This is a genomic window from Variovorax sp. TLI9-5A, from assembly GCF_056867935.1.
The window spans coordinates 5185189-5211236 of the sequence record NZ_CP200310.1 but is presented as its reverse complement, the minus strand read 5'-3'; the positions used below and the strand labels follow the sequence as shown (position 1 = coordinate 5211236).

At 62.3% G+C, this 26048-nt stretch carries 28 protein-coding genes, 3 pseudogenes and 1 other annotated feature; of the genes and pseudogenes, 29 read left to right on the top strand and 2 right to left on the bottom strand.

The window, feature by feature from the left end; genetic code table 11:
- The first annotated feature begins 19 nt into the window (after positions 1-19).
- From AC1VNX_RS24720 to AC1VNX_RS24680, 9 genes and pseudogenes are all read left to right on the top strand, one after another.
- Positions 20-1693 (top strand): AMP-binding protein, encoded by a 1674-nt coding sequence (locus AC1VNX_RS24720; protein ID WP_483160277.1) that lies wholly within the window; start codon positions 20-22, stop codon positions 1691-1693.
- Positions 1694-1704: 11 nt separating this feature from the next.
- A complete protein-coding gene (locus AC1VNX_RS24715) occupies positions 1705-2889 on the top strand; it encodes a CaiB/BaiF CoA transferase family protein (RefSeq protein WP_483160276.1) in 1185 nt (394 codons plus the stop codon).
- Positions 2886-5135, top strand: a complete 2250-nt coding sequence (locus AC1VNX_RS24710) for an acyl-CoA dehydrogenase family protein (protein WP_483160275.1) — start codon at positions 2886-2888, stop codon at positions 5133-5135. Before AC1VNX_RS24715 ends, AC1VNX_RS24710 begins: the two co-directional genes overlap by 4 nt.
- A 45-nt stretch (positions 5136-5180) precedes the next feature.
- Positions 5181-5939 carry a CoA-transferase subunit beta gene (locus AC1VNX_RS24705; RefSeq protein ID WP_483160274.1) on the top strand — a complete coding sequence of 253 codons (759 nt, stop codon included), beginning with the start codon at positions 5181-5183 and terminating at the stop codon, positions 5937-5939.
- Complete coding sequence (locus AC1VNX_RS24700) at positions 5936-6847, top strand: CoA transferase subunit A (protein ID WP_483160273.1); 912 nt, start codon at positions 5936-5938, stop codon at positions 6845-6847. The genes AC1VNX_RS24705 and AC1VNX_RS24700 overlap by 4 nt, the downstream gene beginning before the upstream one ends.
- Positions 6844-7791: a thioredoxin-disulfide reductase gene (gene trxB / locus AC1VNX_RS24695; RefSeq protein ID WP_483160272.1), complete on the top strand. Its 948-nt coding sequence runs from the start codon at positions 6844-6846 to the stop codon at positions 7789-7791. Before AC1VNX_RS24700 ends, trxB begins: the two co-directional genes overlap by 4 nt.
- Positions 7792-7810: 19 nt before the next feature.
- Positions 7811-8548 (top strand): annotated as a pseudogene (locus AC1VNX_RS24690) (AMP-binding protein); the annotation flags it as partial.
- A 7-nt stretch (positions 8549-8555) separates the two neighbouring features.
- A pseudogene (locus tag AC1VNX_RS24685) lies at positions 8556-8770 on the top strand (IS3 family transposase); the annotation flags it as partial.
- Positions 8557-8672, top strand: a sequence feature (AL1L pseudoknot). It overlaps the preceding pseudogene by 116 nt.
- A 206-nt stretch (positions 8771-8976) precedes the next feature.
- Complete coding sequence (locus tag AC1VNX_RS24680) at positions 8977-9102, top strand: hypothetical protein (protein ID WP_483160271.1); 126 nt, start codon at positions 8977-8979, stop codon at positions 9100-9102.
- Between the two features lie 69 nt (positions 9103-9171).
- Here AC1VNX_RS24680 and AC1VNX_RS24675 read toward each other — a convergent pair whose 3' ends face one another.
- Positions 9172-9765, bottom strand: coding sequence for a TetR/AcrR family transcriptional regulator (locus AC1VNX_RS24675; protein WP_483160270.1), 594 nt, complete (start codon positions 9763-9765; stop codon positions 9172-9174).
- A 218-nt stretch (positions 9766-9983) separates the two neighbouring features.
- On the opposite strand from AC1VNX_RS24675, the gene AC1VNX_RS24670 reads away from it, so the two are divergent.
- From AC1VNX_RS24670 to AC1VNX_RS24655, 4 genes and pseudogenes are all read left to right on the top strand, one after another.
- On the top strand, positions 9984-11144 hold the full coding sequence (locus AC1VNX_RS24670) for an acyl-CoA dehydrogenase family protein (RefSeq protein WP_483160269.1): 1161 nt from the start codon (positions 9984-9986) through the stop codon (positions 11142-11144).
- 8 nt (positions 11145-11152) lie between these two features.
- Positions 11153-12316, top strand: a complete 1164-nt coding sequence (locus AC1VNX_RS24665; protein WP_483160268.1) for a CaiB/BaiF CoA transferase family protein — start codon at positions 11153-11155, stop codon at positions 12314-12316.
- Positions 12313-12885, top strand: a complete 573-nt coding sequence (locus tag AC1VNX_RS24660) for a DUF2889 domain-containing protein (RefSeq protein WP_483160267.1) — start codon at positions 12313-12315, stop codon at positions 12883-12885. The genes AC1VNX_RS24665 and AC1VNX_RS24660 overlap by 4 nt, the downstream gene beginning before the upstream one ends.
- A gap of 74 nt (positions 12886-12959) precedes the next feature.
- Positions 12960-13196: pseudogene (locus AC1VNX_RS24655) on the top strand (IS3 family transposase); the annotation flags it as partial.
- Between the two features lie 324 nt (positions 13197-13520).
- Here AC1VNX_RS24655 and AC1VNX_RS24650 read toward each other — a convergent pair.
- Entirely contained in the window at positions 13521-13913 is a 393-nt protein-coding gene (locus AC1VNX_RS24650) for a hypothetical protein (protein WP_483160266.1), read from the bottom strand.
- A 97-nt stretch (positions 13914-14010) separates the two neighbouring features.
- Here AC1VNX_RS24650 and AC1VNX_RS24645 point away from each other — a divergent pair, with 97 nt between their 5' ends.
- The 16 genes from AC1VNX_RS24645 to AC1VNX_RS24570 all read left to right on the top strand — a co-directional run bounded on the left by AC1VNX_RS24645 (position 14011) and on the right by AC1VNX_RS24570 (position 25933).
- A complete protein-coding gene (locus AC1VNX_RS24645) occupies positions 14011-14232 on the top strand; it encodes a hypothetical protein (protein WP_483160265.1) in 222 nt (73 codons plus the stop codon).
- A gap of 14 nt (positions 14233-14246) precedes the next feature.
- Positions 14247-14696, top strand: coding sequence for a hypothetical protein (locus AC1VNX_RS24640; RefSeq protein ID WP_483160264.1), 450 nt, complete (start codon positions 14247-14249; stop codon positions 14694-14696).
- Between the two features lie 53 nt (positions 14697-14749).
- Entirely contained in the window at positions 14750-16087 is a 1338-nt protein-coding gene (locus AC1VNX_RS24635) for a S41 family peptidase (protein ID WP_483160263.1), read from the top strand.
- 222 nt (positions 16088-16309) lie between these two features.
- Positions 16310-17044, top strand: a complete 735-nt coding sequence (locus AC1VNX_RS24630; RefSeq protein WP_483160262.1) for a hypothetical protein — start codon at positions 16310-16312, stop codon at positions 17042-17044.
- A 189-nt stretch (positions 17045-17233) separates the two neighbouring features.
- A complete protein-coding gene (locus AC1VNX_RS24625; RefSeq protein WP_483160261.1) occupies positions 17234-17563 on the top strand; it encodes a hypothetical protein in 330 nt (109 codons plus the stop codon).
- 176 nt (positions 17564-17739) lie between these two features.
- Positions 17740-18093 (top strand): hypothetical protein, encoded by a 354-nt coding sequence (locus AC1VNX_RS24620; protein ID WP_483160260.1) that lies wholly within the window; start codon positions 17740-17742, stop codon positions 18091-18093.
- Positions 18094-18194: 101 nt separating this feature from the next.
- Entirely contained in the window at positions 18195-18641 is a 447-nt protein-coding gene (locus AC1VNX_RS24615) for a hypothetical protein (protein ID WP_483160259.1), read from the top strand.
- A gap of 196 nt (positions 18642-18837) precedes the next feature.
- Positions 18838-19290: a hypothetical protein gene (locus tag AC1VNX_RS24610; RefSeq protein ID WP_483160258.1), complete on the top strand. Its 453-nt coding sequence runs from the start codon at positions 18838-18840 to the stop codon at positions 19288-19290.
- Positions 19291-19761: 471 nt separating this feature from the next.
- Positions 19762-20013: a hypothetical protein gene (locus tag AC1VNX_RS24605; RefSeq protein WP_483160257.1), complete on the top strand. Its 252-nt coding sequence runs from the start codon at positions 19762-19764 to the stop codon at positions 20011-20013.
- 318 nt (positions 20014-20331) lie between these two features.
- Entirely contained in the window at positions 20332-21591 is a 1260-nt protein-coding gene (locus tag AC1VNX_RS24600; RefSeq protein WP_483160256.1) for an alpha/beta hydrolase family protein, read from the top strand.
- Between the two features lie 527 nt (positions 21592-22118).
- Complete coding sequence (locus AC1VNX_RS24595; protein ID WP_483160255.1) at positions 22119-22586, top strand: hypothetical protein; 468 nt, start codon at positions 22119-22121, stop codon at positions 22584-22586.
- Between the two features lie 96 nt (positions 22587-22682).
- Positions 22683-23036: a hypothetical protein gene (locus AC1VNX_RS24590; protein ID WP_483160254.1), complete on the top strand. Its 354-nt coding sequence runs from the start codon at positions 22683-22685 to the stop codon at positions 23034-23036.
- 83 nt (positions 23037-23119) lie between these two features.
- Positions 23120-23545 carry a hypothetical protein gene (locus AC1VNX_RS24585; protein ID WP_483160253.1) on the top strand — a complete coding sequence of 142 codons (426 nt, stop codon included), beginning with the start codon at positions 23120-23122 and terminating at the stop codon, positions 23543-23545.
- A 123-nt stretch (positions 23546-23668) separates the two neighbouring features.
- Positions 23669-24025: a hypothetical protein gene (locus tag AC1VNX_RS24580; protein ID WP_483160252.1), complete on the top strand. Its 357-nt coding sequence runs from the start codon at positions 23669-23671 to the stop codon at positions 24023-24025.
- 132 nt (positions 24026-24157) lie between these two features.
- Positions 24158-24610 carry a hypothetical protein gene (locus AC1VNX_RS24575; protein ID WP_483160251.1) on the top strand — a complete coding sequence of 151 codons (453 nt, stop codon included), beginning with the start codon at positions 24158-24160 and terminating at the stop codon, positions 24608-24610.
- Positions 24611-25498: 888 nt separating this feature from the next.
- Positions 25499-25933, top strand: coding sequence for a hypothetical protein (locus AC1VNX_RS24570; RefSeq protein ID WP_483160250.1), 435 nt, complete (start codon positions 25499-25501; stop codon positions 25931-25933).
- Positions 25934-26048: the final 115 nt, after the last annotated feature.

Here is a 26048-nt window from a genome sequence, read left to right as displayed (position 1 = left end):
CCACATCCGACTTTGAAACATGAACCAACCTCGCCTGTACGGACCGGAAGTCGGCCGTAGTTACTACGACAACGGTCTCTGGTCTCCTTGCCTGCTGGTGGACTACTTCGATCAGCACGCGGCGGCTGCTCCGCAGAAGGCGGCGATCGTCGAGGCGCATCGCACCTGGAGCTATGAGGAGGTGCAGCGTGCTTCGCGCAACGTTGCTGCCTCGCTGTTGCGCCTAGGCGTCGGCAAGGGGGACGTCGTTGCCGCGCAATTGCCGAATTGGGCGGAACTGCCCGTCGTGCATCTGGCCACCGACCGCATCGGGGCCATCTTCGTGCCCCTGTCGGAGGGCTTTCGGAAGGCCGAACTCCAACACCTCCTGCAGCAGGCGCGGGTGCGCGTTCTCTTCTGCGCCCCGACCGTGCATGGCGAGGACCACCTCGCGCTCGTGGAGGCGCTGAGGCCGCAGCTCCCCGAGCTGCGGGAGCTGATTGCAGTTCGTGGCGGTGCGCAGGCCTATAGTTTCGAGAATCTGGCTTCCTACGAAAGCTGGCGCACCGCCGATGGCGAGGAACGCTTGGCCGCTGCCCGCGGCACGGCGGACGATCCGTCCCACGTCATGGTGTCCTCGGGCACTTCGGGGATGCCGCGGTGCAGCCTGTTCAGCGACAACAACACCGCGGTGAAGCTGGTCCAGCAATACGCCCTGGCCGCCGACATCTCCGCCGATGACATTGCGGCGGCGATCGCTCCGGCCGGCACCGGCTCCACGGGGTACAACTATCCGATCCTGGCCATGCTGCTTCATGGCGCAACCTCCGTGCTCCTCGAGCACTGGCACGGCGGCCGGATCGAACAGGTGCTGCAGCTGATGCGGGAGCACCGCTGCACCACCGCGGTTGCTGTTCCGACGCAACTGGCGAAGCTCGTGAACGTCGCCAGGGAAAGCAGGCAGCCGGCACCGCAACTGCGCGTGTTCACCAACGCCGGCGCCAAGTTGCCACCGAGCGTGGCCGAGGCGGCGGAGAAGATCTTCGGCTGCAAGGTGCAGAGCGTCTACGGCACCTCGGAAGCGGGCGCCACCAGCATGACCAGCATCCACGACTCGGACGTGAAGCGCCGGACCACCGTGGGCCGGCCGCTCCTCGGGCAGGAAGTGCGGATTCTGGCCGGGGACGGCTCTGTCATGACTGACGGCCAGCCGGGTGAGGTCTGCTGGCGCGGTGCCAACAAGAGCTATGGCTTTCTGCACGACGCGCAGTCCACCGCAAAAGTCTGGGACGCCGAAGGTTGGCTGCACAGCGGAGATCTGGGGTGCATCGATCCGGAGGGTTACCTCCAGATCGTCGGCCGCAAGAAGGACATGATCATCCGCGGCGGCCAGAACATCAATCCCGGCGCCATCGAGGAGGTGCTGCTCGACCACCCCTCCGTGATAGAGGTGGCGGTGGTCCCCTTTGAAGACGAGGTGTTCGGGGAACGGATCGCCGCGTGCGTCGTGAGTAGTGACGAAGGCTTGGCTCTGGAATCGCTCAGGTCATTGGTGCTGGCCAGGGGGATGGCCGCGTGGCACCAGCCGGAACTCCTGGTGCAGGTGCAGGAACTGCCCCGCAATGCCGGCGGTAAGGTCGACAAGCGCTCCCTCGCCGCGCTTGCGACGCAGGTCGCGCGCGAACGTGATGCCAAGGCGGCCGCGGCAGCATGACGGCGGCGGGAATGGAACGTCAAGGTCCGCTGCGCGGCCTGAAGGTCGTCGAGTTCGAGGCCGTCGGCCCCGCTCCCATGTGCGGCATGTTGATGGCGGATCTCGGTGCCACGGTGCTGCGGATCGAGCGCGTCGAGAAGGTGGAGCTAGGCAGCGGCAGGCCGCTGCGCTACGAGGTATTGCTGCGGGGACGCGAGCGGCTGGCCCTCGACCTGAGGACGGCAGCCGGAAAGGCGGCTGCACTGGAGATAATCTCGGAGGGCGACGCCCTGATCGAAGGCTTTCGTCCCGGCGTGATGGAGCGCCTCGGCCTCGGCCCGTCGGACTGTCATGCGCGCAATCCGCGCCTGGTGTATGGGCGCATGACCGGGTGGGGCCAGGCCGGCCCGCTTGCACAGGCGGCCGGACACGACATCAACTACATCGCATTGACAGGAGCCTTGCATGCCATCGGGCGCGCAGGTGAGCCACCCGCAGTGCCGCTGAACATCGTCGGCGACTTCGGCGGCGGTGCGCTCTACCTGGCACTCGGCGTGGTGAGCGCCCTGCTGCATGCGCGAAGCAGTGGCAAGGGGCAGGTCGTCGATGCATCGGTCCTCGACGGGACGCTGTCGCTCATGGCCATGCATTTCGGCTCGGCGGCGGCCGGCTTGTGGAACATGGAACGCGCCAGCAACGTGATCGATTCGGGAGCGCCCTTCTACGACGTCTACGAGTGCGCCGATGGCCAGTGGGTTGCGGTCGGCGCCATCGAGAGCCGCTTCTTCGACGAGCTGCTCGCCCGCCTGGAAATCCCACGCCTCGCCTTTGCGGACCGCCGCGATCGTTCGTGCTGGCCGCGCATGCGTGCCACGCTCGCGGATCGCTTTCGCTCGCGCGGCCGCGAAGAATGGTGCCGCCTGCTCGAGGGCACCGACTGCTGCTTCGCCCCTGTCCTATCCATGACGGAGAGCGCGCGTCACCCGCACATCGCCGCTCGCAGGGCCCTGGTGGAAGACGCTGGCGTGATTCAGCCGAACGTTGCGCCCCGGTTCAGTGGGACGCCGGGGGCCGTGGGCGCCTTGCCGCGGACGGTCGGTCGGGCAGAGGCGCTGGAATCGCTGGAGGCATGGTTTGGCGCGGCGCGTCTGGAAGAACTGGAGTCGCGCGGATTGCTCGAGGCCGTGCAAGGCACGGTCGTGGAACCCGCTTCATGAACATGATCGAACGACCGACAGCGGAAGACCGCGCACAGTTCAGGGAAGCATTGCGCGGCTTCCTGACCTCCCAGTGGCCCGTGGAGTCCGCCGTGACGTGGGCGGCGGATGCCGCGCAGCTGCGCCGGATCTCCGGTGGCTTGGCGGGGCAAGGTGTCCTGGCGCTCGGCGCCGACCCGAGCCTGGGCGGCATGGCCGAAATCGTCGTGGTGATGGAGGAGCTCGGGCGGGCCGCCTGCCCCGCGCCAGTCCTCGCATCGATGCTGATGAATATGCATCTTGCGCGCGAGACGCCGTTGCAGCAGGTCTGGTCTCGCTGGTCCGAGGCCTGGCAGGCGGGGGAGATCATCCCTGCCATCGCCTTCGGCGCCCTGGATCCGGGCGCGCAGGCAGGAACAGCGATGCTCGCGGAAGGAAAAGTCGGCGGTACCCTGAACTTCGTCGAAAGCGCCTCGGCAGCCAGCCATCTGCTGCTTCCCTTGCCGGGCGCAGGCTGCGCGCTGCTGCAACTCGATGATCCAGCCGTCACGCTGCGGTCTATGGCCGCCATGGACTTGCCTGGACTGGACCAGGTCCGTTGCGAAGCCGCTCCCTTGCTCTTGCTTGATGGCGAGGGACGCGGGCTGGAAGACTTCGTGGCACTCGGGCGGCTGGCATGCTCCGCACGCGCCCTCGGTGCCGCCCGCCGCGCGTTCGAATTGGTGGTCGAGTACGTCAAGGAGCGGGTCCAGTTCGGACAGGCGGTCGGCAGCTTCCAGGCCATCCAGCACAAGCTCGCGAATTGCCACATCGCGCTGCATGCGGTGGAACTCTCGGTGCATCACGCGGCGGAGCAGTTCGACTTGCAGGCGGCGGACTGGCGCTGGTCCGCGGACGCCGCCTCCGCGCTCGCCGCCAGCTCGCTGCGGCAGGTGGCGCTCGAAATCCACCATGCATTCGGGGCCATCGGCTACAGCGAGGAACACGAGGCGCCGCGTCATTTCAAGCGCATCCACGTCGATGCGCTGATGCTGGGCGGTTCACGGTGGGGGAACGAGCAGGTCGCTTCCCGCTTCCTCGACGGCGGGCTCGATTTTCCGCGCTATGACCTGGGTGCGGCTGGCAACGCTTTCCGCGAGGAAGTGCGCGAGTGGCTGGCCACCCACTGGTCCGGGGAGCGCAAGAGTGCGAACGATGCGCTGCCCTTCCACGCGCGCGAATACGATGGTAGCTTCGCCGCGGACTTGGGTGCCACCGGATGGATCGGGCTGGCTTGGCCGCGTCAACACGGGGGGCAACAACGATCTGCTCTGGAGCAGGTTGCCTTCCTCGAGGAGATGGAGCGCGCCGACGCGCCGCGCGTGGGCGCGCCCGTTCAGGCAGCGATGCTCCAGGCCTTCGGCACCAGGGAGCAGCAGGAGAGGTACCTTCCCGAGATCCTGCGCGGCGAAGCGATGATGGGCATGGGCTACAGCGAGCCGCAGGCAGGCTCCGACCTGGCGGCCCTGCGCACCCGTGCTGTGCGCGACGGCGACCACTACGTGATCAACGGCCAGAAGATCTGGACCACGACGTATTGGGGCAAGTACATGCTGCTGGCCACACGCACGCGTGAGCCAGCCCAGCCGCCGCATGCCGGCATCAGCATGTTCATCGTGCCTATGGAGACGCCGGGCATCACGGTGCGCCCGTCGATCACGATGTACGGCGGCAGATTCGCCAACGTCTTCTATGACGACGTGCGGGTGCCCGCGCAGGCGATGCTGGGCGCCGAGGGCGAAGGCTGGAAGGTGCTGACCGGTGCCCTTGCCACCGAGCGCGGCCTGGTCGGCGGCGGCATTGCCTTGAAGGTGGTGCGCTTGTTCGAGCTGGTTTGTGGCGAATTGCGTCGAGGCACCGCACGCACCGACCCTGTCGTGCGGCAGAAACTGGGCGAGTTGGCGGCGCAGTTGGAGGCCGCGCGACTGATGATGCTTTCCTGCGCGCGGGCGCTTGACGAAGGGCGCCTCGACCTCGCGGAGGCAGCGGTCGGCAAGGTGTATGCGGGCGAGTTGATGGAACGCTTCCTGGAAAGCGCCATCGAGCTCCTCGGGCTGCAGGGGACATTGAGCCAGGGTAGCCCGGCCAGCCTACTGAACGGCCGCATCGAGCAGAGCCTGCGCCACTCGCTGATGTGGGTGATCAGCATCGGCACCAATGAAATCCAGCGCAACCTCATTGCCCAGCGAGGCCTGGGCTTGCCGCGGCCGGCCGCCCTCCGGTCCTGAAGGAAATCAATGACGACAACAGCTCCACCGAGTACGCAGGAGACCATGGCGGTCCTGCTTGCGCGCGACATCGCAGATGGCGAGAAGGCCATCATCGGCACGAATTCGGACTTGCAGCTGGCTGCATGCAACCTTGCCCGACTCCGCCAGGCACCGCGCCTGTGGTGGGTGTCCGGCCCCGGAGGCATGGTGAACCCGACCCGGGACCATCTCGCCTCCACCGCCGACCACGACAACATCGACACCGCCGAGGCGTGGATGGACCTGCCGGACATGATCGAATTCATCGACTGGCGCATCCACTTCTTCGACTTCGCCATCCTGTCGGCCGTGCAAGTCGACCGCTTTGGCAACATCAACACCACGCTGGTTGGCGACCCCAGGAAGCCGAAGCTGCGCGGACCCGGCACAGTGGGCCTGAGTGCGCTGTGCGGCTTGTCGCGGCGCTTCAATATCGCGATGGCCAACCACACGCCCCAGTCCTTCGTCGGCAAGGTCGACTTCATCTCGGGCGCGGGCCACCTGGACGGCGGGGATTCGCGCGAACGGCACGGCTTGCCCGCTGGCGGCCCGCGGCTGCTGGTGTCGCCCCTGGGAGTCTTCGACTTCCATCCTCAATCCCGCGCGATGCGGATCCAGTCCCTGCACCCGGGAGTCACCGTGCAGCAGGTCCGGGAAGCGACAGGCTTCGAACTCGTGGTCGAAGGCACTCCGCCCACGACACCCATGCCCAGCGAGGAGGAGCTGTCCTTGCTGCGCACTCGCGTGGACCGTGAAGGCAAGTTGCGCAAGGGGATCACATGAATCGGAAGGAAGAAAGCGTGGGCATGAGTAAGGTGATGTCGCTGGACCAAGCGCTGCAGGGCGTGCACGATGGTGCACGCGTTGCCATCGGCGGCTGGATCTTCAATTCGCAACCTATGGGGCTGGTGCGCGAACTGGCGCGCAAGGGTGTAAAGGACCTGGATCTTGTGCCCGCGCCGGGCTCGATCGCGCCGGACCTGCTGATCGGGGCAGGCTGCGTGCGCAGCACCACCTGCGTGTTCATTAGCTTCGAGCAGTTCGGGCTGGCGCCGCACTTCCGCCGCCAGGCCGAGGCCGGGACGCTGAAGGTCCATGACCTCGACGGCCCTGCCTTCGCGGCCGGCCTGCGCGCCGCGAGCTGTGACTTGCCTTTCGTGCCGATTCCCGATCTGGGCACCGACCTGCCGCGGCACGCGCCCGACTTTTACCGGGAACTGCCCGCGCTGCCCGGCGAACGCAAGCTGTACGGCGTGCCCGCAATCCGACCCGATGTGTGCCTTCTGCACGCGCAGCAGGCGGATGAACTGGGCAACGTGCAGTTCCTCGGGCCGCCGTTTTTCGACGTGATGCTGGCGCAGGCCTCGCGCAAGGTGGTCGTGTCTGTCGATCGCATCGTTTCCAGCGCGACGCTGCAGCGTGCGAACCACCTGACCAAGTTGCCGCGTGTGATGGTGGATGCGGTAGTGGAGTTGCCATACGGCGCGCACCCGACAGCGTCGCCAGCCTTCTACCGTAGCGACGACGAGCACCTTCGCAGCTACGTGAAGGCGAGCCGTGATGCGGACACGTTCTCAGGCTACCTCCGGCGTTACGTGGAGCCTGCCACCCATCCGGCCTACCTCGACGCGGTTGGTGGGGGCGCCTTGGCAGGCCTGTCTGGCACGCAGGGAAGGCGGCAAGCAGCGTGAGGACGAGGCACGCGAAAGTCCTGATCCTCGGCTCTGGTCCCGCGGGTTATACCGCCGCCGTCTACGCAGCCCGCGCCAACCTGAAGCCGCTGCTGATAACGGGCCTGGCCCAGGGCGGGCAGCTTATGACGACCACGGAAGTCGACAATTGGCCGGCCGACGTGCACGGCGTGCAGGGGCCCGAGCTGATGGAGCGTTTCTTGGAGCACGCCGAGCGCTTCAAGACCGAGATCGTGTTCGACCATATCAACAAGGTGGATCTGTCAAAGCGGCCCTTCACGTTGACAGGCGACAGCGGAACTTACACCGCCGATGCATTGATCGTGGCCACTGGCGCGGCCGCGCAGTACCTGGGCCTGCCTTCAGAGTCCGAGTTCGCCGGCAAGGGCGTGAGCGCCTGCGCCACCTGTGACGGCTTCTTCTACCGCGACCATGTCACCTGCGTCATCGGCGGCGGCAACACCGCCGTCGAGGAGGCGCTGTATCTTTCCAAAATCGCCAGCAAGATCTACCTTGTGCACCGTCGCGACAAGTTCCGCGCCGAGCCGATCCTGGTGGACAAGCTGATGGAAAAGGTCCAGCAAGGCAAGATCGAGTTGAAGCTGTTCAAGGTGCTGGATGAGGTGCTGGGCGACCAGAGCGGTGTCACCGGCGTTCGCCTGAAGGACACCAAGAGCGGCGAGACCGAGGACGTGACGCTGAAAGGGTGCTTTATTGCAATCGGCCACAAGCCCAACTCCGACATTTTTCGGAGCCAGCTGGAGATGAAGGACGGCTACATCATCACCAAAGGCGGGTTGAACGGCTTCGCCACCATGACCAGCGTTCCGGGCGTGTTCGCCGCCGGCGATGTGCAGGACCACGTGTACCGCCAGGCGATCACGAGCGCGGGCAGTGGCTGCATGGCCGCCTTAGACGCCCAACGCTTCCTGGAAGCGGAATGAAGAATCGAGAGCAAGCACCATGTCATACGCCGATTTCTACCGCCGCTCTCTCCAGGACCAGGAGAGTTCTTGGCCAAGCAGGCCTGCCTGATCGACTGGGAGGTGCCGCCGGCGTAGGTGTGCGATGCTAGCAAGCCGTCGTTCGTGCGCTGGTTCCCGGGCGGCAAGACCAACCTGTGCCACAACGCGATGGACCACCACCTGAAGGAGTGGGCGGAGCAGTCGGCTTTGATCTATGTCTCTACGGAGACCAATCGGGAACGCGTCTACAGCTTCCGCGAACTGCAACGCGCGGTTCAGACGATGGCCGCCGTACTGACTTCGCTCGGCGCCGGACGGGGTGATCGCGTGCTGATCTACATGCCGATGATCCCGGAGGCCGTGTTCGCCATGCTGGCCTGCGCGCGCATTGGCGCCATCCATTCGGTGGTGTTTGCGGGCTTACGTCGGTTTCACTGGCCAGCTGCATCGAGGACGCGGAGCCGAAGGTGATCGTCAGCGCCGACGTCGGCCCGCGCGGCGAGAAGGTCATGCCCTACAAGCCTTTACTGGACGAGGCAATCCGGCTTTCAAGCCACAGCTGCGGGCGGTGCTGATGGTGGATCGCAGCTTCGCACCCATGGAGAAGGAGCCTGAGCGCGACCACGACTGGGGCACGCTGGCGGAAAGGTACGCGCATTCCGAAGTGCCCTGTGCCTGGCTCGGTTCCACTGACACCATCTACACCAGCGGCACCACGGGGCAGCTTAAGGGCGTGCTGGCCAGCGCGTTTTTTGCCCAGCGGCGTTCGACCGCCGACTCAAGTGCTGAGGGACTTCATCGACAAACATCGCGATGCCTTCGGGGTCCAGCCGCCCTGCAAGGTCTTGCAGGGCGCCCCGTCGGCAGATCGACGACATGCGGCGCTGCTGCGCGAGCCCGCAAGCGCTGCGCCCGGGCTCATCGCAACGAGATGCTGATGCTGCACATTGAACGTGTACACGGTCGATTACGCCTACTTGGAGAGCGCGCCCGAGGGCAAGGGCTTCATGGACAAGATGGCGAAGTACCTGTCGGCCGAAGAGAGGGCCCGCGTCAACCGCTATACCTTCACCGGTTACGCCTCGGCCCGTGCCCTGTTCGCTGCCATGGACTGCGGCAAGGCCAGCCCTGAGGCGGGACTGCGCCAACGCCGAACTGGCCAAGTTGAGCAACCTGCACACCGGCGCCATGACCCCCATCGGCTTCACGGCCACCAACCACCTGGCCACGCCCAAGCTCTTCCTGCTCAAGGCCGATCCGGCTAGCAGCCCGTCCAAGCCGGTGCCCTGAACGGATAGGGTCGTCGCCAATGACAAGGGGAACGCTGCGAGTGCCCCTTTTGCTGTTCTGCAGTCGACCCTACTTCTTGACCGCGACGAAGCCGTCCAGGAAGAGCCGCGTCAGCCGCTCGCACAGCTCCTGCGGCTTGACGGCGCCGCTCGGCTTGTACCAGAAGTCGGTCCAGTTCAGCATGCCCACCAGCATCATGGCGTAAGGCTTGTAGAGCTCATCGGGCAGGCCTTTGTTGACCTCGCGTAGCAACTGCGCGAACAGCTCGGTCAGCTGCCGCTGCAGCGCTATCAGCGGCGTCTGCTTGGGCTTGGGCAGAAACTTCACGTCGTTCATCGCCACCATGTGTCGGCGCCGTGACTGGGCGGACTTCTGCGTGTAGGCCTCCACCACCATCTGCAGCTTGGCGCGGGCGCCGGCCGGGCTTGCCACCGCCTCTTCGAGCGCGCTGATCAGGCGCTGCAGGTGCTCCTGCAGCATGGCGAAGAGCAGGTCATCCTTGGTCGGGAAGTAGTGGTAGAGCATCGACTTGGTCGCGCCGCAGGCTTTGGCCACGTCCTGCATCTTGGCCGCCGGATAGCCTTCCTTGGCAAACATGGCGGCTGCCGAATCCATGATCGCCTGGGCCTTGGTTTCGTAGTCGTCCGAGCGAATTCGCGGCATGTCGTTCCTTGAAGGATGGCCCCCACGCTCCCCACTCCGTGTGGTTGCTGCCCCCGCGGGCGCGCCTTTCATCCCGGGGCGGAACGGAGATGAAAAAGAGCGGCGCGAGTTTATCAAGCGGTGTTGCGCACCTCTGGCGGCATCAGTAAAATAAACCGACAAGCCGGACTATCAATGAGTCCGGGTCTGTTGCTCTTGATCTGCATCATCTTTCACCCATGACCGAATTCGAATTCCTTGAGCCCGACCTTCTGGACGAGGACCTGCGCATGGTGCGCGACCAGGTGCGGCGCTTTTCCAAGGAGCGCATCGTGCCTTTCGCCGACGGATGGGAGGCGGCCGGCGAGATCCCGCGCTCGGTGTTTCTGGAGCTGGGAGAGATGGGCTTTCTCGGCATGCGCCACCCGGTGGAGTACGGCGGCGGCGGCATGGGCGCGCTGGCTTCCGTTGTGCTTGGGGAGGAGCTGTCGCGCTCGGGCTTCGGCGGTGTGGCTACGGCGCTGACGGTGCACAGCGACATGTCGATCAGCCACATTGCGCATCGCGGCAGTGCGGCGCAGAAGCAGCGCTACCTGCCTGAGGCCTGTGCCGGCCGCAAGGTGGGCGCCATCTGCGTGACTGAGCCGGGGGCCGGCTCCGACGTCGCCGGCCTGCGCACGCGGGCCGTGCGCACGGCCGAAGGGTGGGTACTGAACGGCTCCAAGACCTTCATCACCAACGGCGTGCACGGCGACATCTACATCGTCGCCGCGCGCACAGACCCCGAGGCGAAGGGCAGCCGCGGCATCTCGCTGTTCATCGTCGAGAAGGACAACCCCGGCCTCAAGGTCACGCGCAAGTTCGACAAGCACGGCTGGCGCTCGTCGGACACAGCCGAGCTGTTCTTCGACGACCTGGCCCTGGCACCCGATGCACTGCTGGGTGAGGAGGGCAAGGGCTTCTACTACATCATGAGCACCTTCCAGAACGAGCGCCTAGTGGTCGGTGCTTTGGTCTCGGGCACCTGCGCCCGCGCCATCGAGCTCACGGTCGACTACGTGCGCCAGCGCCAGGCCTTCGGCAAGCCTCTGTGGGACCAGCAGGTGGTGCGCAACAAGTTGGCCTGGGTAGCCTCGCAGGCGGCGGCCGTGCGCGCGCTGACCTACCAGTGCGCCCTGATGATCGACCAGGGCAAGGACACCGTGCGCGAGGTCTCCATGCTTAAGGCCTTCGGCGCAGAAACGCTGCAGGAGGTGGTCCATACCTGCCTGCAGCTGCATGGCGGCACCGGCTACATCACCGGCACGCCGGTCGAGCGCATGGTGCGCGATGCCCGCATCCTGACCATCGGCGGCGGCGCCACCGAGGTGATGCTGGAAGAAGTCGCCAAGCGGATGTAAGGACGGCCATGCCCGGACCGCTCGCCCATCTCACCGTCATCGAACTCGCCGGCATCGGCCCGGGGCCCTTCGCCTGCATGCTGCTGGCGGACATGGGGGCGCGCGTCATCCGCATCGACCGGCCGCCGACACCGGCGCGCAGCGATCTCGATGCGTTGATGCGCAACGACAGCGTGGTCGACCGCGGCCGCGAATCGCTGGCCCTGGACATGAAGGATCCGCGCGCCGTCGAGGCCGTGCTGCGCCTGGTGGCGCAGGCCGACGTCCTGGTCGAGGGCTACCGACCCGGCGTGGCCGAGCGCCTGGGCCTGGGTCCGGCGACCTGCCATGCGCGCAACCCGCGGCTGGTCTATGGCCGCATGACCGGCTGGGGCCAGACCGGCCCGCTGGCGCAGACGGCCGGGCACGACATCAACTATGTGGCGCTTTCCGGTGCGCTGCATGCCATCGGCACCGGGCCGCAGCCGTTGCCACCGCTCAACCTGGTGGGCGACTATGGCGGGGGCGGCATGCTCCTGGCGCTGGGCCTGCTGGCCGCACACGCCCAGGTGCAGGCCAGTGGCCAGGGCCAGGTGGTGGATGCCGCGATGACCGACGGCGCCGCGCTGTTGATGGCGGCCATCTACGGGATGAAGGCGAAGGGCTTCTGGGAAGACGCGCGCCAATCCAACTTTCTGGACGGCGCGGCCCATTTCTACGGCACGTACGAATGCAGCGATATGCGGCACGTGGCCATCGGCGCCATCGAGCCGGCCTTTTACCGGCAACTGCTCGAACTCTGTGGAATCTCCGACCCCGCATTCCAGCGCCAATGGGCGCGCGCCGAATGGACGTCGCTGCGCGAGAAGCTGGCAGCCGTGTTTCGCACCCGCACGCGCGACGACTGGTGCGCGGTGTTCGAGGGCAGCGATGCCTGCTTCGCACCCGTGCTGTCGTTGGAGGAGGCGGCCGCACATCCGCACAATGCGGCGCGTGGCACCTTCGTGCAGCCGGACGGCGTGCTGCAGCCTGCCCCGGCGCCGCGCTTCGACCGTACGCCCTCGGCCCTACCGTCGTGTGCACCGAGGGCTGGCGCTCACACGCGTGCTCTGCTTGAAGTGGCCGGTTATGCGGCGGCGGAGATCGACACGCTTCTGTCCGGCCGGGTGGCCTTCGAGGCCGGCGACGCATGAAACGCGAAGGGATGGGGCCGTCCCGCGAAGCGCCGCCGCCGACCTCTTCCTCCTCATCCAACGCGGCGCGCCGTCCGGTGCACCTGCGCCGTATCAGCTGCGAGGCCTTCGAGCGCGAGGATGGCCTGATCGACATCGAAGCCGTGCTCATCGACACGCGGCCCATGCCGACGCCGCTGCTCACCGGCCGCGAGGTGGCGCCCGGTGAACCCATCCACCAGATGCGCGTGCGCCTGACCCTGGACCGGGAGCGCTGGATCGTCGACGCCCAGGCCTTCAGCGAAGCACAGCCCTACCGGGAATGCACGGCGGTCGAAGGCGCCTATCGCCAGCTCATCGGCCTGCGTATCGAGGCGGGTTTCACGCAGACGGTCAAGCGCCTGTTCCGCGGCGAAGCCGGCTGCACCCACCTCACCGAGCTGCTACCGGCCATGGCCACCACCGCCTTCCAGGTGCTCTGGGCCGAGCTGGATGCCACGGGGCCGGGCGCCGCATCCGGCGGCACGCCCGTGGGTGGGTGCCATGGTCTGCGCACCGACGGCGAGGTCGTGCGCCTGCACTTACCGTAGTTCGCGAAAGGGAACACGCCATGAGCGCAGCTGCGGACGATGCCTTGGTGCTCTACCCGCGGCAGGATGGCGTGGTCACCCGCTCGATGTCTCGCAAGGCATGCTCACCTGACAACGCAGCTTGCGAAGGCTTCTTCGGTCGGCTCAAGAACGAGCTGTTCTATCCTCGCAATTGGCAGTCCACAACCATCGAGCAGTTCATACAGGCAGTGGACTCCTACATCCGTTGGTACAACGAACAGCGGATCAAGATCTCCCTGGGCTCTCTCAGTCCCATCGAATACCGAGAGAGTCTTGGACTTACGGCGTAAAACCAGTCCAAGTTTTTATCCGCACCCCCACTGGGTCACTTCTGGATGGAAATCAACACGAAGTCAGATTGATCGGATGGGCCCAGGGGCGATGTGGTTCATCCAGCGGGCGGTGCAGCAAGACTCTGATGCTGGTGTCCCTCGAGAAGAAGCGATCACCAAAGCTGTGCAAGAAACGAGCACCCGTGGGCAGCGGCTCATATTCGATCTGCTTTCAAGAGGCGTTGCAGAAATCACCGCGGCGAACTTCTCGCAACTTGAACCTTGCCTTGATTACTATCGGTCGAAGGCGAGAAGTGCGCCATGAGAATCACGGAGCATAAGTCACCGGACAGAAGAGCTCCGCACGTCTTCCAGCAATTTTTCCATGAGCAAAACGATCGGCATGTGAGGTTCACTCTGGCACGCCTTGTCCAGCCAGGCAGAGATCCCGGCCACCGATGGCAACGCTGTCACCAGCTTCCGGTCAACGAGCATGCTTGTCAGGTTCGCGCCTGACAGGTAGCCCTGAACCCAGCTGGTGAGCAGATATTGATCGGCCTTGCGCGAGTTGCCTTGAGACGCGGCTCTCGCGGCGATCCACGATTCGCAGCTATCGTCATACGTCCCGACGCCCACCACGACCTCGTCTCCAGGATTGATCGCGTTCGCCGCCGTCGAGGTCGCGAGGACGGCGGCGGCGAAGATGGCTGCGGCAAATTGATGTTTGATGCTCATGAGCGGATTCTCTGTCAAGGACTACTGCCAGGGTCGATCGAGAGACGGTCGTCACTGCTGTCGAGAACGGCGCACTGAACACGGCACAATCACTCGCATGACCATGGAGGAGATGTTGTCCGACGAGGAACTGGAGGCCCAGGCGAATCAATGGCGCACGAGAGCGCTGCAAGGTGAGCTCCACGCGCGCGGTATCGCGCACGAGCTGGAAAGGGAGATGCGTCGGCGCTACGGTGCTCCCAGCACGAACTACGACATCCTAGACCTGCGCCCGCTCGATCTGCGTGCGGCAGCGCAGCGCCGGTGGTGGCGGTTCTGACGAGGATCGCAATCGTGAGGCGGGTCCTGCTTCGGCCCGTCATCGGATCGGCGTTTCTTGGCGCTGTGCTCGCGACCGCACCTGTTCTTGCCGCTTCGCGGGACCTGCCCCTGGCCATCGCGCCGGACAAGAGCGCGACCCTGACAGTGGCGGATTTCCTGCGCGGCATGGAGGTGCTGAGCAAGATCGGGCCCGTGCGTGCGGAGCAAGACCCGGACTATGTCTCGGCCCTTCACGGCTTGACCCGTATCGGTGAATCCTATCGGGTGGACTACGAGAACGCCAAGAATGCGGGCAAGACGCTCGACAGCTGCCCAGTCGGTGGCGTGAAGATGACCACCGATACGCTGGTTCCCTTCCTGCTGCGCCTGCCGCCCGAGCAGCGCTCGATGTCGATGGACAAGGCATTTCGTCTGCACATGCGTGAGCTTTATCCATGCCCTCCCAAAGGCGAGACTCCGTAAAGTCGCCGGAACCCCAGCGGCCTGCGGGCCGCAGCGCTCCCTTCAACGTAGAGATGAAAGTCAAAGCAATGGATGTCTCGCGCAATCCTGGTTCGCAGAAAAGATGGCGAGCCTCGCTGTTGATGGGGGTGGCCATCCTTCCGGCGACGGCAGGCCTTGTGAGCGCTGCGCCTGCAAATGGCGACGAAGACGCGTATGAGCGTGTGGTCGCGTCACCTTCATGGCGATCGTTCTCCCGGATCGTCTCGGAGAACTATGTCAGGCCGATCAAGGCAGGAGAACTCGAAGCGAGTTGCAAGGCCTCTGTGTCCAGTCAATCCGGCCAGGATCACGCGAGCAAGATCGAGCGCTGCTTCCAGGCAGCCCTCACAGGCCTGGACTCGACCTCCCACTACTTCAATGCGGCCGAATGGAGCGTTCTACGAGGAGACACCCCGAACAAGCTGGCCGGCATCGGCCTCGAAATGAAAACTCACGCCGGCGGCGACGGTCTTGTCGAAGTCGTTTCACCCATCAAGGGTGCGCCTGCCGACAGGGCAAACCTGAGAGCGGGAGACCTGATCGTGTCGATTGACGGTACGTCGACCAGCTCTCTCTCGCTGGCCCAGTCGGTCAAGGCATTGCGGGGCGAAGCTGGGACGAAGACGACCTTGCAGGTTCGCAGGCCGGGTGTGACTGGGCTGCTCAAGTTCGTGGTGGCACGAGAGCCAGTAAAGATGATGACCGTCGCATCGGCAAAGCTGCTCTCGCCTGGCATCGGATATTTTCGGCTGCTCCAGTTTCAGGATCGCACGCGCAGCGAGGTGCTTGCCGATGTCTCGAAGCTGGAAGCAGACAACAGTGGCCCCTTGAACAGTCTCGTGCTCGATCTGCGCAATTCCCCTGGTGGCCTTTTGACGGCAACGGTGGGCCTCGCCGCACTGTTCGTCAAGCCAGGCGCAGTGGTCGTTCAGGTGTCTGGGCGGAATGTTGGCATGAACCGAATCTACAGGGCAGTGCCGGAGGACTACGCGGGCAACACCTCAGCACAGATCGACGCGCCAGCACATTCCTCGCTGCAGTCGCTGCGCCTGGTTGTGCTGGTCAATGGCAAGACGGGTGCTGGCGCCGAGGCGTTGGCCAAAGCGCTTCAGGAGTCGCGCAACGCCATGGTGGTGGGACAGCCAACTTCTGGGCTGGCTTCGATCGAGACGATCATTCCCCTTGAATTCGATACTGCATTGAAACTCACAATGGGGGGCATGTCCTCCCCGAACGGGATGTCGTGGCAAGGCCGAGGGATCGTCCCGGACGTCCTGGTGAGTGCCGGTCAGTATGAGAAGGGAGAGCTTGGGGAGATCACGACGGACAAGCAACTCATGGCGGCGATCGCCCAGCTGAAGCGTCCCTGAGCACAATTGATGCGTTGGGTACGCACCCGTTTGTCCAAGCCATCAGCGGAGCTTCAACAGTTGAGGTTGCCGAGCAGGTTCTGGCAGCGGCGACTTACGAGTTGGAGCAGAAGATTGCGCAGCTCGGTTGCCGCGAGCTGTAGATTGCTGCTCTAATTTCAACGTATCGGTATGGAATTGCTGCCCGTGCGCGGGTTTCAGTAGTCTGGATAGACCGCGGCGGTGAACATCAGGATGCTGGGCCAGGGCGTCAGCAATCGGCCACAACCCGTCGTTCGCCCGCAACTCCCAGTTCGCCTCAAAGCCGCCGAGGTTCAATTGCCGGAGGGCCATCCTCAAATGATCAAAGCACACCCCTCCACCATCCCTGGCGACTCAGACATCTACAGAGCGTCGCCTTCCGTCGCAACCCTTGTGATGAACGCACGCCGTCTTTTTGATTGCAACTATGGCGCGCGATTCGATGAGAGTACTGTCATGCGGTTGGGGGCCGTAGTTGGTCTTCTTTATCACAGTGCGCATGTAGCTGAGTGGGATGACTCCGTGCTGGAATCATTTTTCAGACAACTGACACTGGCCCGCGTTGAAAAGCTGTACGCGATTCCTACCGGCTATGAATATGTGCGTGATCCCGATGCGGCCATGGAGATTCTCGATTTCGAACCACCTCTGCTCGGCGCCATCAACCCCACAATTGACGACTTCTCCAAAGTGCGGGGCGGGCAGATTGGACTCTACAGCGGCAGTCATTTCCTCTTTTCGCCCTGCCTAAACTATTCTCTGCTCGACGTGAATGGTCAGTACACCATGATTCTCGGCCCGCGTAGATTCGTCGACAGCGTTTTCGGATCGACAGTTTCGGCAACCTGGAGTGAAATCAATCCGAACTCCGACATCAAGTCCTCCATCCTCGCCAAGCTTCTAGACGCCAAAACGGCGTACGGCTATGGAACGTAGTGCGCAAGGGCCAGCGATCCGGCGTCCGGCTACACGATCAAGCGCAGGAGTTGGCCATTTGTTGACGTTCACGGGGTCGTCTCAGTGCCCTTCGTGAGGGTGTTGCGACCAGCTACAGTCGGCCAGAACCGGCCGTTCGCCGAGTCGGCACAATGCGGTCAGAAGCGGTCACTGAGATAAGGTGAGCGAATGGATAGATACCAAAACAATCCGCTGCTGCGTCTTCTCGACTGCTATCTGATGGACTTGATAGGCGAGTTGGGTCAGGATCAGCTACTGACTCTTGTCAGGCTGGAGCCGATGTTGCAGAGGGCCTGGAAGTCAGAAGGAACATGGAGGAAGATGGTTGAAGAGCAAATGGGCTTTCAGCCAACTGTTCCTGCCAAGGTCCGAGCGTTTTGGCTCGGCTACATCAAAGCCGCCGAAGCACAGGGGGGGCCGGCCTCGCCCTTCGATTTCGTCGTTTCCTTCGTTGGACAGAATTTCCCGCATTTGGTGGAGGGCGGAGAGCTCCATTGATGCCCATTCAAGGCCCGGCCGGTGTCGTTCACTGCGCAGAATCGGCCAGGACCGGTCGATCGATCATGGCGCAAAATTCATCCAACAATAGACGTTCGCGCCGAAGATGAGATTCAAAAGGTGAGTGTTTTGACGTCGTTGAGCCGATTGGAGTTCACCTTAACGGGGAGTAAACAGTGGATGCCGAGTTGGCTGCAATCGAAAGGGCACTGGTTGCTCATCCTCCTTCCGGGGAAGAGCATTACTTCGTAGACATATTTGTGCTCGGAAATGTGACTGAGCTCAATGTGCAAAGGGTGCTAGAACTGATGAGCCAGGACAAGGCGCTAAATCTTGCTTTCTGGTCTGTCATAAACAGCGCTCCGATCTCCGAAGAAGGATGGCGATCCATCTTCTGGATTGGGAGCGACATGAGTGATGAACAGCAGGAACGGAATCGCCGTCGCCTCCGAAACGCCGTAGAGATTGTTCGTGCAACCGTCGGTGACCGGCAGGTGAAGCGCGCACTTCTGTTTCAAAGACCGCCGTGATCTCAAGCCCGATCCGGCCAAGTATGGCCACAAGTCGCTACGGCAAAATTCGGCCATGACCAGACATTCAAAGCCATCATGAAGCTCCATGACTTCCCATCTTGCCGATCAATGCCATGAACCGGTTGTTGGCTCTACTTTTGACGACCTTTTTTCTTCCTACCCATGCCGATGTACAGGGCGTATCGAAGAGCATCGTCCTTCTCTTGCCATCTCCAGTAGTGCCCATTGATGGAGAGAACGCCGAAGCCATTCAGTCGCTTTTAAACTTCATGGAAGAACGGCATTGTTCAAGGGCATATGCAGCAGTGGTCGGTGTTGCTGGCTATGTAAAAGAGAGCGAGACAGATGCGGAGGTTAGTGCTGCGCTTGCGAGAAGCTACAAAGTCCGCGCATACCTCGCCGAACGAGTTCCAAAGTATGCGACGCTCTATTCCTCTACCCCAATGCATCCAGAGCGCCGATTCAACAAATGGGATGACTTCGCGCCGCGCACCGCTTTACCTGGCGCAGTCTATGTGGGGGTTGACTGCCTCGGCGTTTCATAGCCTAGCTGGAGCCTTGTGGTTAGATAGCATCTGGCACGACCGCTTCGGAGAAATCCGCACAGCAGCTTGGGGCCCGTTGGCGCCGGCCTCCCTAAGGCTACAGCCGGCCAAAAGCGGAAGTACACCACGGCCTTCCAGTTTTGTTTCCCATAGCCGGCATGCGCGTCCGCCCGGTGGCCACATTCACACAAAAACCATGAGCCAGATTCACCGCTATCCGTATAACGAGTTCATGCTCCAACTGGCGGATCATTGGAGGCAGTATGAGAACCCTGACCCCGCTGCAGTCGCCTTTCATTCCGAGGAACTGGACGCGTCACTCATCGTCAGCGTGCAGTTTCTGGTGATCTCCCATGACAAGGCCGAGGCTGTCGCGGCGAACAACTTGGATGCTCGAATCGCCGCTCATGAGAAGCAGTATCCCGGTCGGGTTGAGACACTACGTCGGACCGTTCAAATGCATTCGGCAGGCAACTCACTGGAGACGTCCTACGTCGCCGAGGTCCAGGGAGAAGCGATGTTCCTGTACGTCGGCCACGTCACGCCACGAAAAATTCAGAGCGCTTTGATGGTGACCAAGCCCGACCGACAAGCAGCAAGCGCCGTCTTCAACGCCACTATGCAGGGATACTTGCCCAAAACGCCTTGATCGCCTGCAGACGGCCAGGATCGGTCTTTAGCCGCCCCTGCGAAGTCCGGCCAGATGCAATCGACGAAAGCGATGCTATATGGATGAAGAACTAGGGACGCAGCGTCTTCTGCGCAGTCTGACTGCCCGCATAGACGATCCTGTTGCCTATGGTGCCGCATTGGCGGGATCTGGAAAGCAGCTACGACGGCAGTTCCAGCGCCTTGTAGACGGCATGCACGTGGGTGATGAGCTATGGAAGTTCAACTGGCGCGAAAAGATCGGACCGCGATGGTGCTATTCGCTGGGGTGGGCCATACTTCGAGACGGTCAACTCGTGACCGCGCTGACTCATTCGACCAGTTGATCGACCAGGCAACCTCGTCGTGCCAGAAAATTCCGCTGTGGTGCTCCTCTTTCGACGACTGTTTCGGGCCGTCTGCGCCGATGACCTAGCCAGCTACATTCGACCAGAAGCAGATCTCCAAGACCATGAACATGAACATGAAGCAGACACGTCTAACCTGGCTTGTGAGAACGGGATACGCCTTCATTGTCCTAGGCATTCTCCTGTTGTTGCCGCTTGGCGATTTTCTGCCCGTCGATCTGTTTGGCGGTACACATCATTACTACCGCGTGGTCTCGACCGATCACAGTTGGTTCACGGAAGCATTGTTGATTGGACTCGGCATGCTGTTGGTGCTGGTTGGCCGAGCGCTTCGCAGCAAGGCCAGCGATGGCTAGGACAGAAACCGGCCAGAACCGGCCGTTCATCGCGTCGCCCAAACATGCACTTTCGTAAAAGCCAGAATGTTAGAACGACCACTCCGTGTAGCCATCCCAGCCAGCCTGTTGTCCGAGTTGCAGCAGCTCAAGCAATCGGGTGACCCGGTCATTGCTCATCATGCGTCATCGATGCTTGCTGAACGCCATAGATAAGCGAGACAGCCCGTAGAGATATCTTGAGCTGATACTCACGAGACCGCTCATTCATGCAAAGTCGTTTCCGTCGATGCTCGATATTGGCTAATAAGAACGGCTGACAAAAAGAAGGGAGTTCTCTTGAAGAAAATCTGGATTGGTGCGTTCCTGTGCAGCGCCTGGGTGGCCTCCTCAGCGCAGACTGCATGGCCTAGCTACATAGGCGATCTTCCGAGGGCGATTTCCGAAAGCCCCGTGCCGGCCGTGTTGCCGCCACAGGTGGCTGCACTTGAGGGAAGCCCAGCCGCGCCGGCCAACTTGGCGGCTTGGGGGGGAATCTGGAACGGATGGGCATGCCGCGCGGCGGGCTGCGACATTAAGATCGCGATCCGTGATCTCTCCGATGCCGGCGCGACCGTGACCTACGTAGGCGCGAGTCAGCAGCAGACGGTGAGCGACGAGGCGCGTGGCCGTTTCGAGAACGGCGAACTCCATGTTCCGCTGAAGACCGGCGCCAGCCTAGTTCTGCGCCTACGCAAAGACGGCGACATGGAATTGGGCCTCTGGCGGTCGCAGAACCAATTCGTGTCCGCGGGCGTGTTGTCGCGGCACCCACCCGCCTACACGCGGCACGTCGAATGGCTGGACACGCCCTTTATCGAGAACGGCAAGCTCGTGCACCTCGAAATGGTCATCCACCGACCCGAGGGCAAGGGGCCGTTCCCCACGCTCGTCATGAACCACGGATCGACCGGCACGGGCAATCGCCCCGAGTGGTTCAAACTGACATGGGTCAGCCCCGAGCTGAGCGCATTCTTCGTCGCGCGCGGCTGGCAGGTCATCTATCCGCAGCGCCGCGGGCGCGGTCGCTCCGACGGTCTGTACGACGAAGGCTTTGAGACCGATCGCTCACGCTATTCCTGCAATGCCTCGCTCTCGCTGCCCGGCGCGGAGCACGCGCTCGTCGACCTCGAAGTGGCGATGGCACACGTGCTCAAGCGCGCCGACGTGGACGCGAAACACATCGTGATCGGCGGTGTTTCGCGCGGCGGTATTCTCTCGGCCGCCTACGCGGGTCTGCATCCGAAAGAAATGAAGGGCGTCATCAACTTCGTGGGCGGCTGGCTGGGCGCGGCATGCCCCGACGCGGCCAAGGTGAACGGCGAGCTGTTCACGCGCGCAGCGGCCTTTCCAGGACAAATGCTATGGCTGTATGGCGAGGATGACCCGTACTACCCGATCTCGCGCAGCAGGACGAACTTCCAAGTGTTCAAGGCAGCCGGCGGAAAAGGGACCTTCGACGTCCTCATGCCACCCAAGGGGGTGGACGGACACGGCACCTATGCCGTGCAGCACCTGTGGGGGGGCGCGATGGATGCGTACCTGAGTTCGATCCGCTGAGCAGATCAAGCAGGATCTGAGCATCGACAGAATCCGGCTCAGCAGCAGACGTTCGCCAGATGTGCTGAACCTGCTTCGCTCCGGTCATTCGCTTTGACTAGTGATCGCACTTTGAAAGGAATGTGATGGCGCTTTGGGCTCCTGAAGCCCTCGTCGAGCTACGGTTGTTCCCTTCGGACGCAGGCGGCCGAGCGGGGCCGACTTCCTCCGACTCGTGGGGCTGCCCGCTGAGCATCGATGGTGATTTCTTTGACGGAAGGTTTGACCTTTCCGAAATGGAGCCGCTGCGGTCGGGAGACTCGCGTGTCGTGCCCGTGAAATTCCTCAGTCCGGATCTTGTGAGGACCCGCATCGCCGAGGGTCAAGAGTTGCGAATTTGGGAAGGAAGATTCATCGGGGAAGCCACAGTTCTGGCCTTGTACTGGTAGGCTGTACTCGGCCAGAACCAGTCATTTGGCCTTTTGCCAGTTACTTTGAAGCTATCTCTATCTCTGGCTTACCTGCTAGAGAGATGTGGAGATTGAACCATGACCCAACCCACACAAACCTCGCTTCGGGCGCGACTGGATGCGATTCCTTGGAGCGATTTCAAGACCTGCCTCGGCCCAGCGGACAAGATGGGGGAAGTACTGGAACGCCTCGCAAGTACGGATTCGGCCGCCGCACTCGCCGCAAGCCGCGAACTCTGGTGCGATTTGGTTTCGAGTGGTATCGGCCCTCCGTCAGTAGCGATTTATGCGCTCCCGTTTGTTCTCGACGTCTTGCCTCAAGCCGATGAAGAACTGACGACTGAAATCCTCGAGCTTGTCTGGCGCTGCGTTCACTTCGACCGACCAGATGAGACGGCAACTTTTCAAGAACTGCGGCGTATGGTCATCGCGCAGCGCCCGCGACTGTTCGGGTACACCGCCGGCCCCAATCAGGAAATAGCGGAGTTGGCGAAGGACATCCTTGCCGATATAGATGAGAGGACCGTCAGCAGTAAGCCCGCTTAAGAGCGGGTGGAGTATCTGTTGTGGGCCCACTGACGGCGGCGCGTCTACGGCAAAATGCGGCCAAAACCAGACATTCGACCCAAGCCTCTGAATTCGATGAAACCTGCGCTTTCCGTCAACGCCGCACTTGATGAACTAGCGACCCTGGCAGGTCAGGACGTCGCCTTGGAGGGCATCCTGCGCTTCGAGTTCGAAGGAACGGCTTTGGACCACTTCCCCAAGGCAGAGCGTCGCAACGCGCAAGATGAAGGTCCGCTGGAGGCATCAAGCGTGTGGCTGAGCGTTGGCTCAGGTGCTTTGCAATTCAACGAGGCGCAGCTTCGCCGATGGCATGGCAAACGGGTCACGGTGCTCGGCACCTTGCTCGGTCCCGACGAAACGCTCGGAGGGTGCGGCCATTTTTCGGCGTTCCCTGCCGAAGTGCTGGCCCGCTCCATCGAGCGGCTCTAGTCGGCCACAAGCGGCTATTCGACATGTTGGGACAATGCGCCCCAGAGCCGACGTTCAATCTTGGTTCGTAGAAGAATTAATCCATGGATTGCGATTTCACCCTTCCAAAAAATCTGGCTCTTGGACTTTTGATCGCAGACCGTCTCCTTGACGCTAGCGACCTGACAGGCGAAGACAGAGTGCTTTTGGTGCAGGGGTTAAAACTCTCTTGGGAATGGGTGAAGGGGCGCGACGTTGACCCTCGTCTGCTTTGCGAATACATCGATGGCGAGGCGAACTTGCCCTTCCGGTCGACCCTATATGAGGCCAACAGCGATGCGGGCCGCGCGATGACCGCCGCTTTTCTGGTGATTGGCCTGATAGCTCTACAGGCGTGCCGTGAGATGAACATGTCACCATCCGAGAGCGTCGAGAATTTCGGTGAGGGCGAGTGGCACGCACTGATGAATATCGCGCCGATGCTGTCCGACGAAAGCCGAGCCAGGATCGCAGGGGCAAAGCTTCGCTAGGTTCGGAGCGGTATCACAGGCAACAACAGCCATTCGGCATGTCCGGCAAAATTCGGCCAGGAGCCGACATCTAGAACCCGCTGTTGTCATCGGCGATACAGCACAAGTACTGCACCGAAACAGATGAGCTACTACACCCGCCTTGAACTCGAGTGGGACGACGCCGACTACACGCTAGGGACCATCACGCCTGAGATGGTCTCCAGTGCGGCTGTGGATTTCGTCACCCGGAACGAATGGGGACGGGATGTACTGGATGATTTGCGCGCTTCTGCTGCAGGCGAGGGCCTGGAGCATCAAGGGTATAACCGAATAGAGGCGGAAGCCTTGGTCGAGATGCTTCGGGAGATCTCCCGAGCGTTCTCGAGCGTCACATTTTTTGCGCGAGGCGTTGGCGAAGACATGTTTGATACGTGGATGCGTACGCTTCGGGCAGGGGAGGTCACCTCGGGATTCGGTCCTTTCGAGCCTTCGGCATAAAGGACAACAGTCGGCCAGAACCGGCCGGTCAACTCCGACGCGAAATTCGCTTGATAGCGGACGCTCGCGGCGTGCACACGCCGGTGAGTGCAGCCTCGTGCAGAATTCAACCCCGAATGAGATGGAGTGGGCATGACAGTATCTCCCGAACAACTAGGCGCACTGGTCACTTACTGCACCGGCTTCGCTCGAACCATGCTGGAGGACGCCGGGGACTTCTATCCGTTCGGCGCGACGCTCGCGAAGGACGGAACGCTCGGTGCCGTCGGTGGCCATAACGGAGAAGAGCGGCCAAATCCGCAGGAGATATATGCGCTACTTGGCAGCAGCTTCGCTGCCGGCGCAGCCGCCAGGGAACTGTCTGCGGCGGCGCTGGCAGCGAACGTCAACATTCCGGCCGAGTATTCACCAATGTTCCCCGACGGACTACGTGTGCATCTGGAGGCAGAAGGGTTCTCGCGCTTCGTCTATCTGCCATACCGAATCACTTCGGAGGGCTTTCTGAAGAAGAAAAAGATCGTGGAGTTCGGCAAATTGTTCGAGGTCGAAATCGCGCCGCATTTCTTTCGGGCCGGTCCAGGCTAGACCGCAGACGGCCAACAGCAGATCTAGACAACCCTCATCAAAATGCCAACTGACCTAAAGTGTCCTCATTGCGACTTGCGGGTATCGATTGGCGGATATTTCATCGAGCCACGTAAGGGGTTCATTGGGGCGACGCTTGTGCCATGTGGAGCATGTGGCACACAACATCTAATCAAGCATGGCATACGTGATAGCGGACCCGAACACTTCGACATTCAGAAGGTCGTTATTGACTCTTTCGACCCAAGTGCGTTGAATAGAGTCGTGGTTCGCATTCAGAAGTTCCACAAGCCAAGGCCGACACTACCCGACGCGCTAGCAATCGCAAGAACCGCGCCGTTCACACTGCTCGAATCCCTTACTCCCGACGGCGCTTCGAGGCTCGTGGAGGAACTCGAACTACTCGATATTTGCGCGCACCGAGAGACCACAGGTCAGGCGCCAAACCCATTCTTTGGTCTGTCACAGCCCGACAGGATCGAGTATTACGCTCAGCCCCAGCATGGGGATGCTCTGCTTCCTTGGCTTGAGGCGAACGAACCGGCGCCCGCGGAAGTTTCAGCGATGTGCTGCATGGTGTGCCGCAGCTCAGGAACGATGGTCCAAGCCGTGCCAGTTGTACTGGTCTGCCCGTCATGCGAACAGGCGAACATGGTTGAAATGGGCTATTGGCTGACCTAGTCGTCCGCTCGGGCGGCAGCTTTCGCAGCGCGCGCATTGCCGACATTTGAGAGACCGCCTGGGCATCTGGAGTGCACCCGTTCAATGACTCCTTCCGGAGCCGTCGACCGACTCCTTCGGGCCCTTTGCACAGGCGACCTGTCCAGCTACATTCGGCCAGAAGCCGACGTACGAATCGACCAAGTATTGCGTCCCGTCTGGGAGCCTATGAATATCTGCATCGTCGAACTGACCACTACGCCCGCAGACGAGCATCTCAACGAGCAGGGGTTTGCTGTGCGCGTCGAAATTTCTTTCGACGAATCGGGATGTAAGTCCGCTACCTATCGAAGAAGAACCACATACCCCATGGGGTGGGTGGAGGACAGGGCTGACCCGGCAATCTGGGCTGAACCTCGTCGGCAGCTGTCGGAAGATGTTGCAGCTTCCATCTTGGCTTCGATTCGCGCGACAAGGATAGGTCCCGCTGTCGAGGAAATGCACGGCTACATCCATGCCACCAAGTTTGAATTAGAGGTTTCCTCGGTATTTTTTTCTTGCAGCTTCTCGTGGTTTGCGGAGCTTCCAACCGAGTGGAGCGCACTTCAGCAGACCGTCAACATCCTTGAGTCAATAGGTCGTACTGGAGGGGAATCGGAGTGACCGCCCGACGGCCTTAGTCAAGGTCGGTGTCGATTCGGTCGTTTTCAGCCCGCCCAAGCTGAAAGTCGGCTTTCGCTAAACGGCTACTTCTGCTTCGGGCCCAATTGAGACATTG

What these genes read in the sequence shown, in the direction of transcription:
- AC1VNX_RS24625 (WP_483160261.1), top strand. Translation starts at nt 17,234, where the DNA reads ATGGATAGATACCAAAACAATCCGCTGCTGCGTCTTCTCGACTGCTAT.
- AC1VNX_RS24665 (WP_483160268.1), top strand. Translation starts at nt 11,153, where the DNA reads ATGCCCGGACCGCTCGCCCATCTCACCGTCATCGAACTCGCCGGCATC.
- AC1VNX_RS24675 (WP_483160270.1), bottom strand. Translation starts at nt 9,765, where the DNA reads ATGCCGCGAATTCGCTCGGACGACTACGAAACCAAGGCCCAGGCGATC.
- AC1VNX_RS24595 (WP_483160255.1), top strand. Translation starts at nt 22,119, where the DNA reads ATGACCCAACCCACACAAACCTCGCTTCGGGCGCGACTGGATGCGATT.
- AC1VNX_RS24645 (WP_483160265.1), top strand. Translation starts at nt 14,011, where the DNA reads ATGACCATGGAGGAGATGTTGTCCGACGAGGAACTGGAGGCCCAGGCG.
- AC1VNX_RS24580 (WP_483160252.1), top strand. Translation starts at nt 23,669, where the DNA reads ATGAGCTACTACACCCGCCTTGAACTCGAGTGGGACGACGCCGACTAC.
- AC1VNX_RS24700 (WP_483160273.1), top strand. Translation starts at nt 5,936, where the DNA reads ATGAATCGGAAGGAAGAAAGCGTGGGCATGAGTAAGGTGATGTCGCTG.
- AC1VNX_RS24660 (WP_483160267.1), top strand. Translation starts at nt 12,313, where the DNA reads ATGAAACGCGAAGGGATGGGGCCGTCCCGCGAAGCGCCGCCGCCGACC.
- AC1VNX_RS24710 (WP_483160275.1), top strand. Translation starts at nt 2,886, where the DNA reads ATGAACATGATCGAACGACCGACAGCGGAAGACCGCGCACAGTTCAGG.
- AC1VNX_RS24590 (WP_483160254.1), top strand. Translation starts at nt 22,683, where the DNA reads ATGAAACCTGCGCTTTCCGTCAACGCCGCACTTGATGAACTAGCGACC.
- AC1VNX_RS24715 (WP_483160276.1), top strand. Translation starts at nt 1,705, where the DNA reads ATGGAACGTCAAGGTCCGCTGCGCGGCCTGAAGGTCGTCGAGTTCGAG.
- AC1VNX_RS24705 (WP_483160274.1), top strand. Translation starts at nt 5,181, where the DNA reads ATGGCGGTCCTGCTTGCGCGCGACATCGCAGATGGCGAGAAGGCCATC.
- AC1VNX_RS24650 (WP_483160266.1), bottom strand. Translation starts at nt 13,913, where the DNA reads ATGAGCATCAAACATCAATTTGCCGCAGCCATCTTCGCCGCCGCCGTC.
- AC1VNX_RS24570 (WP_483160250.1), top strand. Translation starts at nt 25,499, where the DNA reads ATGAATATCTGCATCGTCGAACTGACCACTACGCCCGCAGACGAGCAT.
- AC1VNX_RS24605 (WP_483160257.1), top strand. Translation starts at nt 19,762, where the DNA reads ATGAACATGAACATGAAGCAGACACGTCTAACCTGGCTTGTGAGAACG.
- AC1VNX_RS24610 (WP_483160258.1), top strand. Translation starts at nt 18,838, where the DNA reads ATGAGCCAGATTCACCGCTATCCGTATAACGAGTTCATGCTCCAACTG.
- AC1VNX_RS24720 (WP_483160277.1), top strand. Translation starts at nt 20, where the DNA reads ATGAACCAACCTCGCCTGTACGGACCGGAAGTCGGCCGTAGTTACTAC.
- AC1VNX_RS24670 (WP_483160269.1), top strand. Translation starts at nt 9,984, where the DNA reads ATGACCGAATTCGAATTCCTTGAGCCCGACCTTCTGGACGAGGACCTG.
- AC1VNX_RS24635 (WP_483160263.1), top strand. Translation starts at nt 14,750, where the DNA reads ATGAAAGTCAAAGCAATGGATGTCTCGCGCAATCCTGGTTCGCAGAAA.
- AC1VNX_RS24585 (WP_483160253.1), top strand. Translation starts at nt 23,120, where the DNA reads ATGGATTGCGATTTCACCCTTCCAAAAAATCTGGCTCTTGGACTTTTG.
- AC1VNX_RS24575 (WP_483160251.1), top strand. Translation starts at nt 24,158, where the DNA reads ATGACAGTATCTCCCGAACAACTAGGCGCACTGGTCACTTACTGCACC.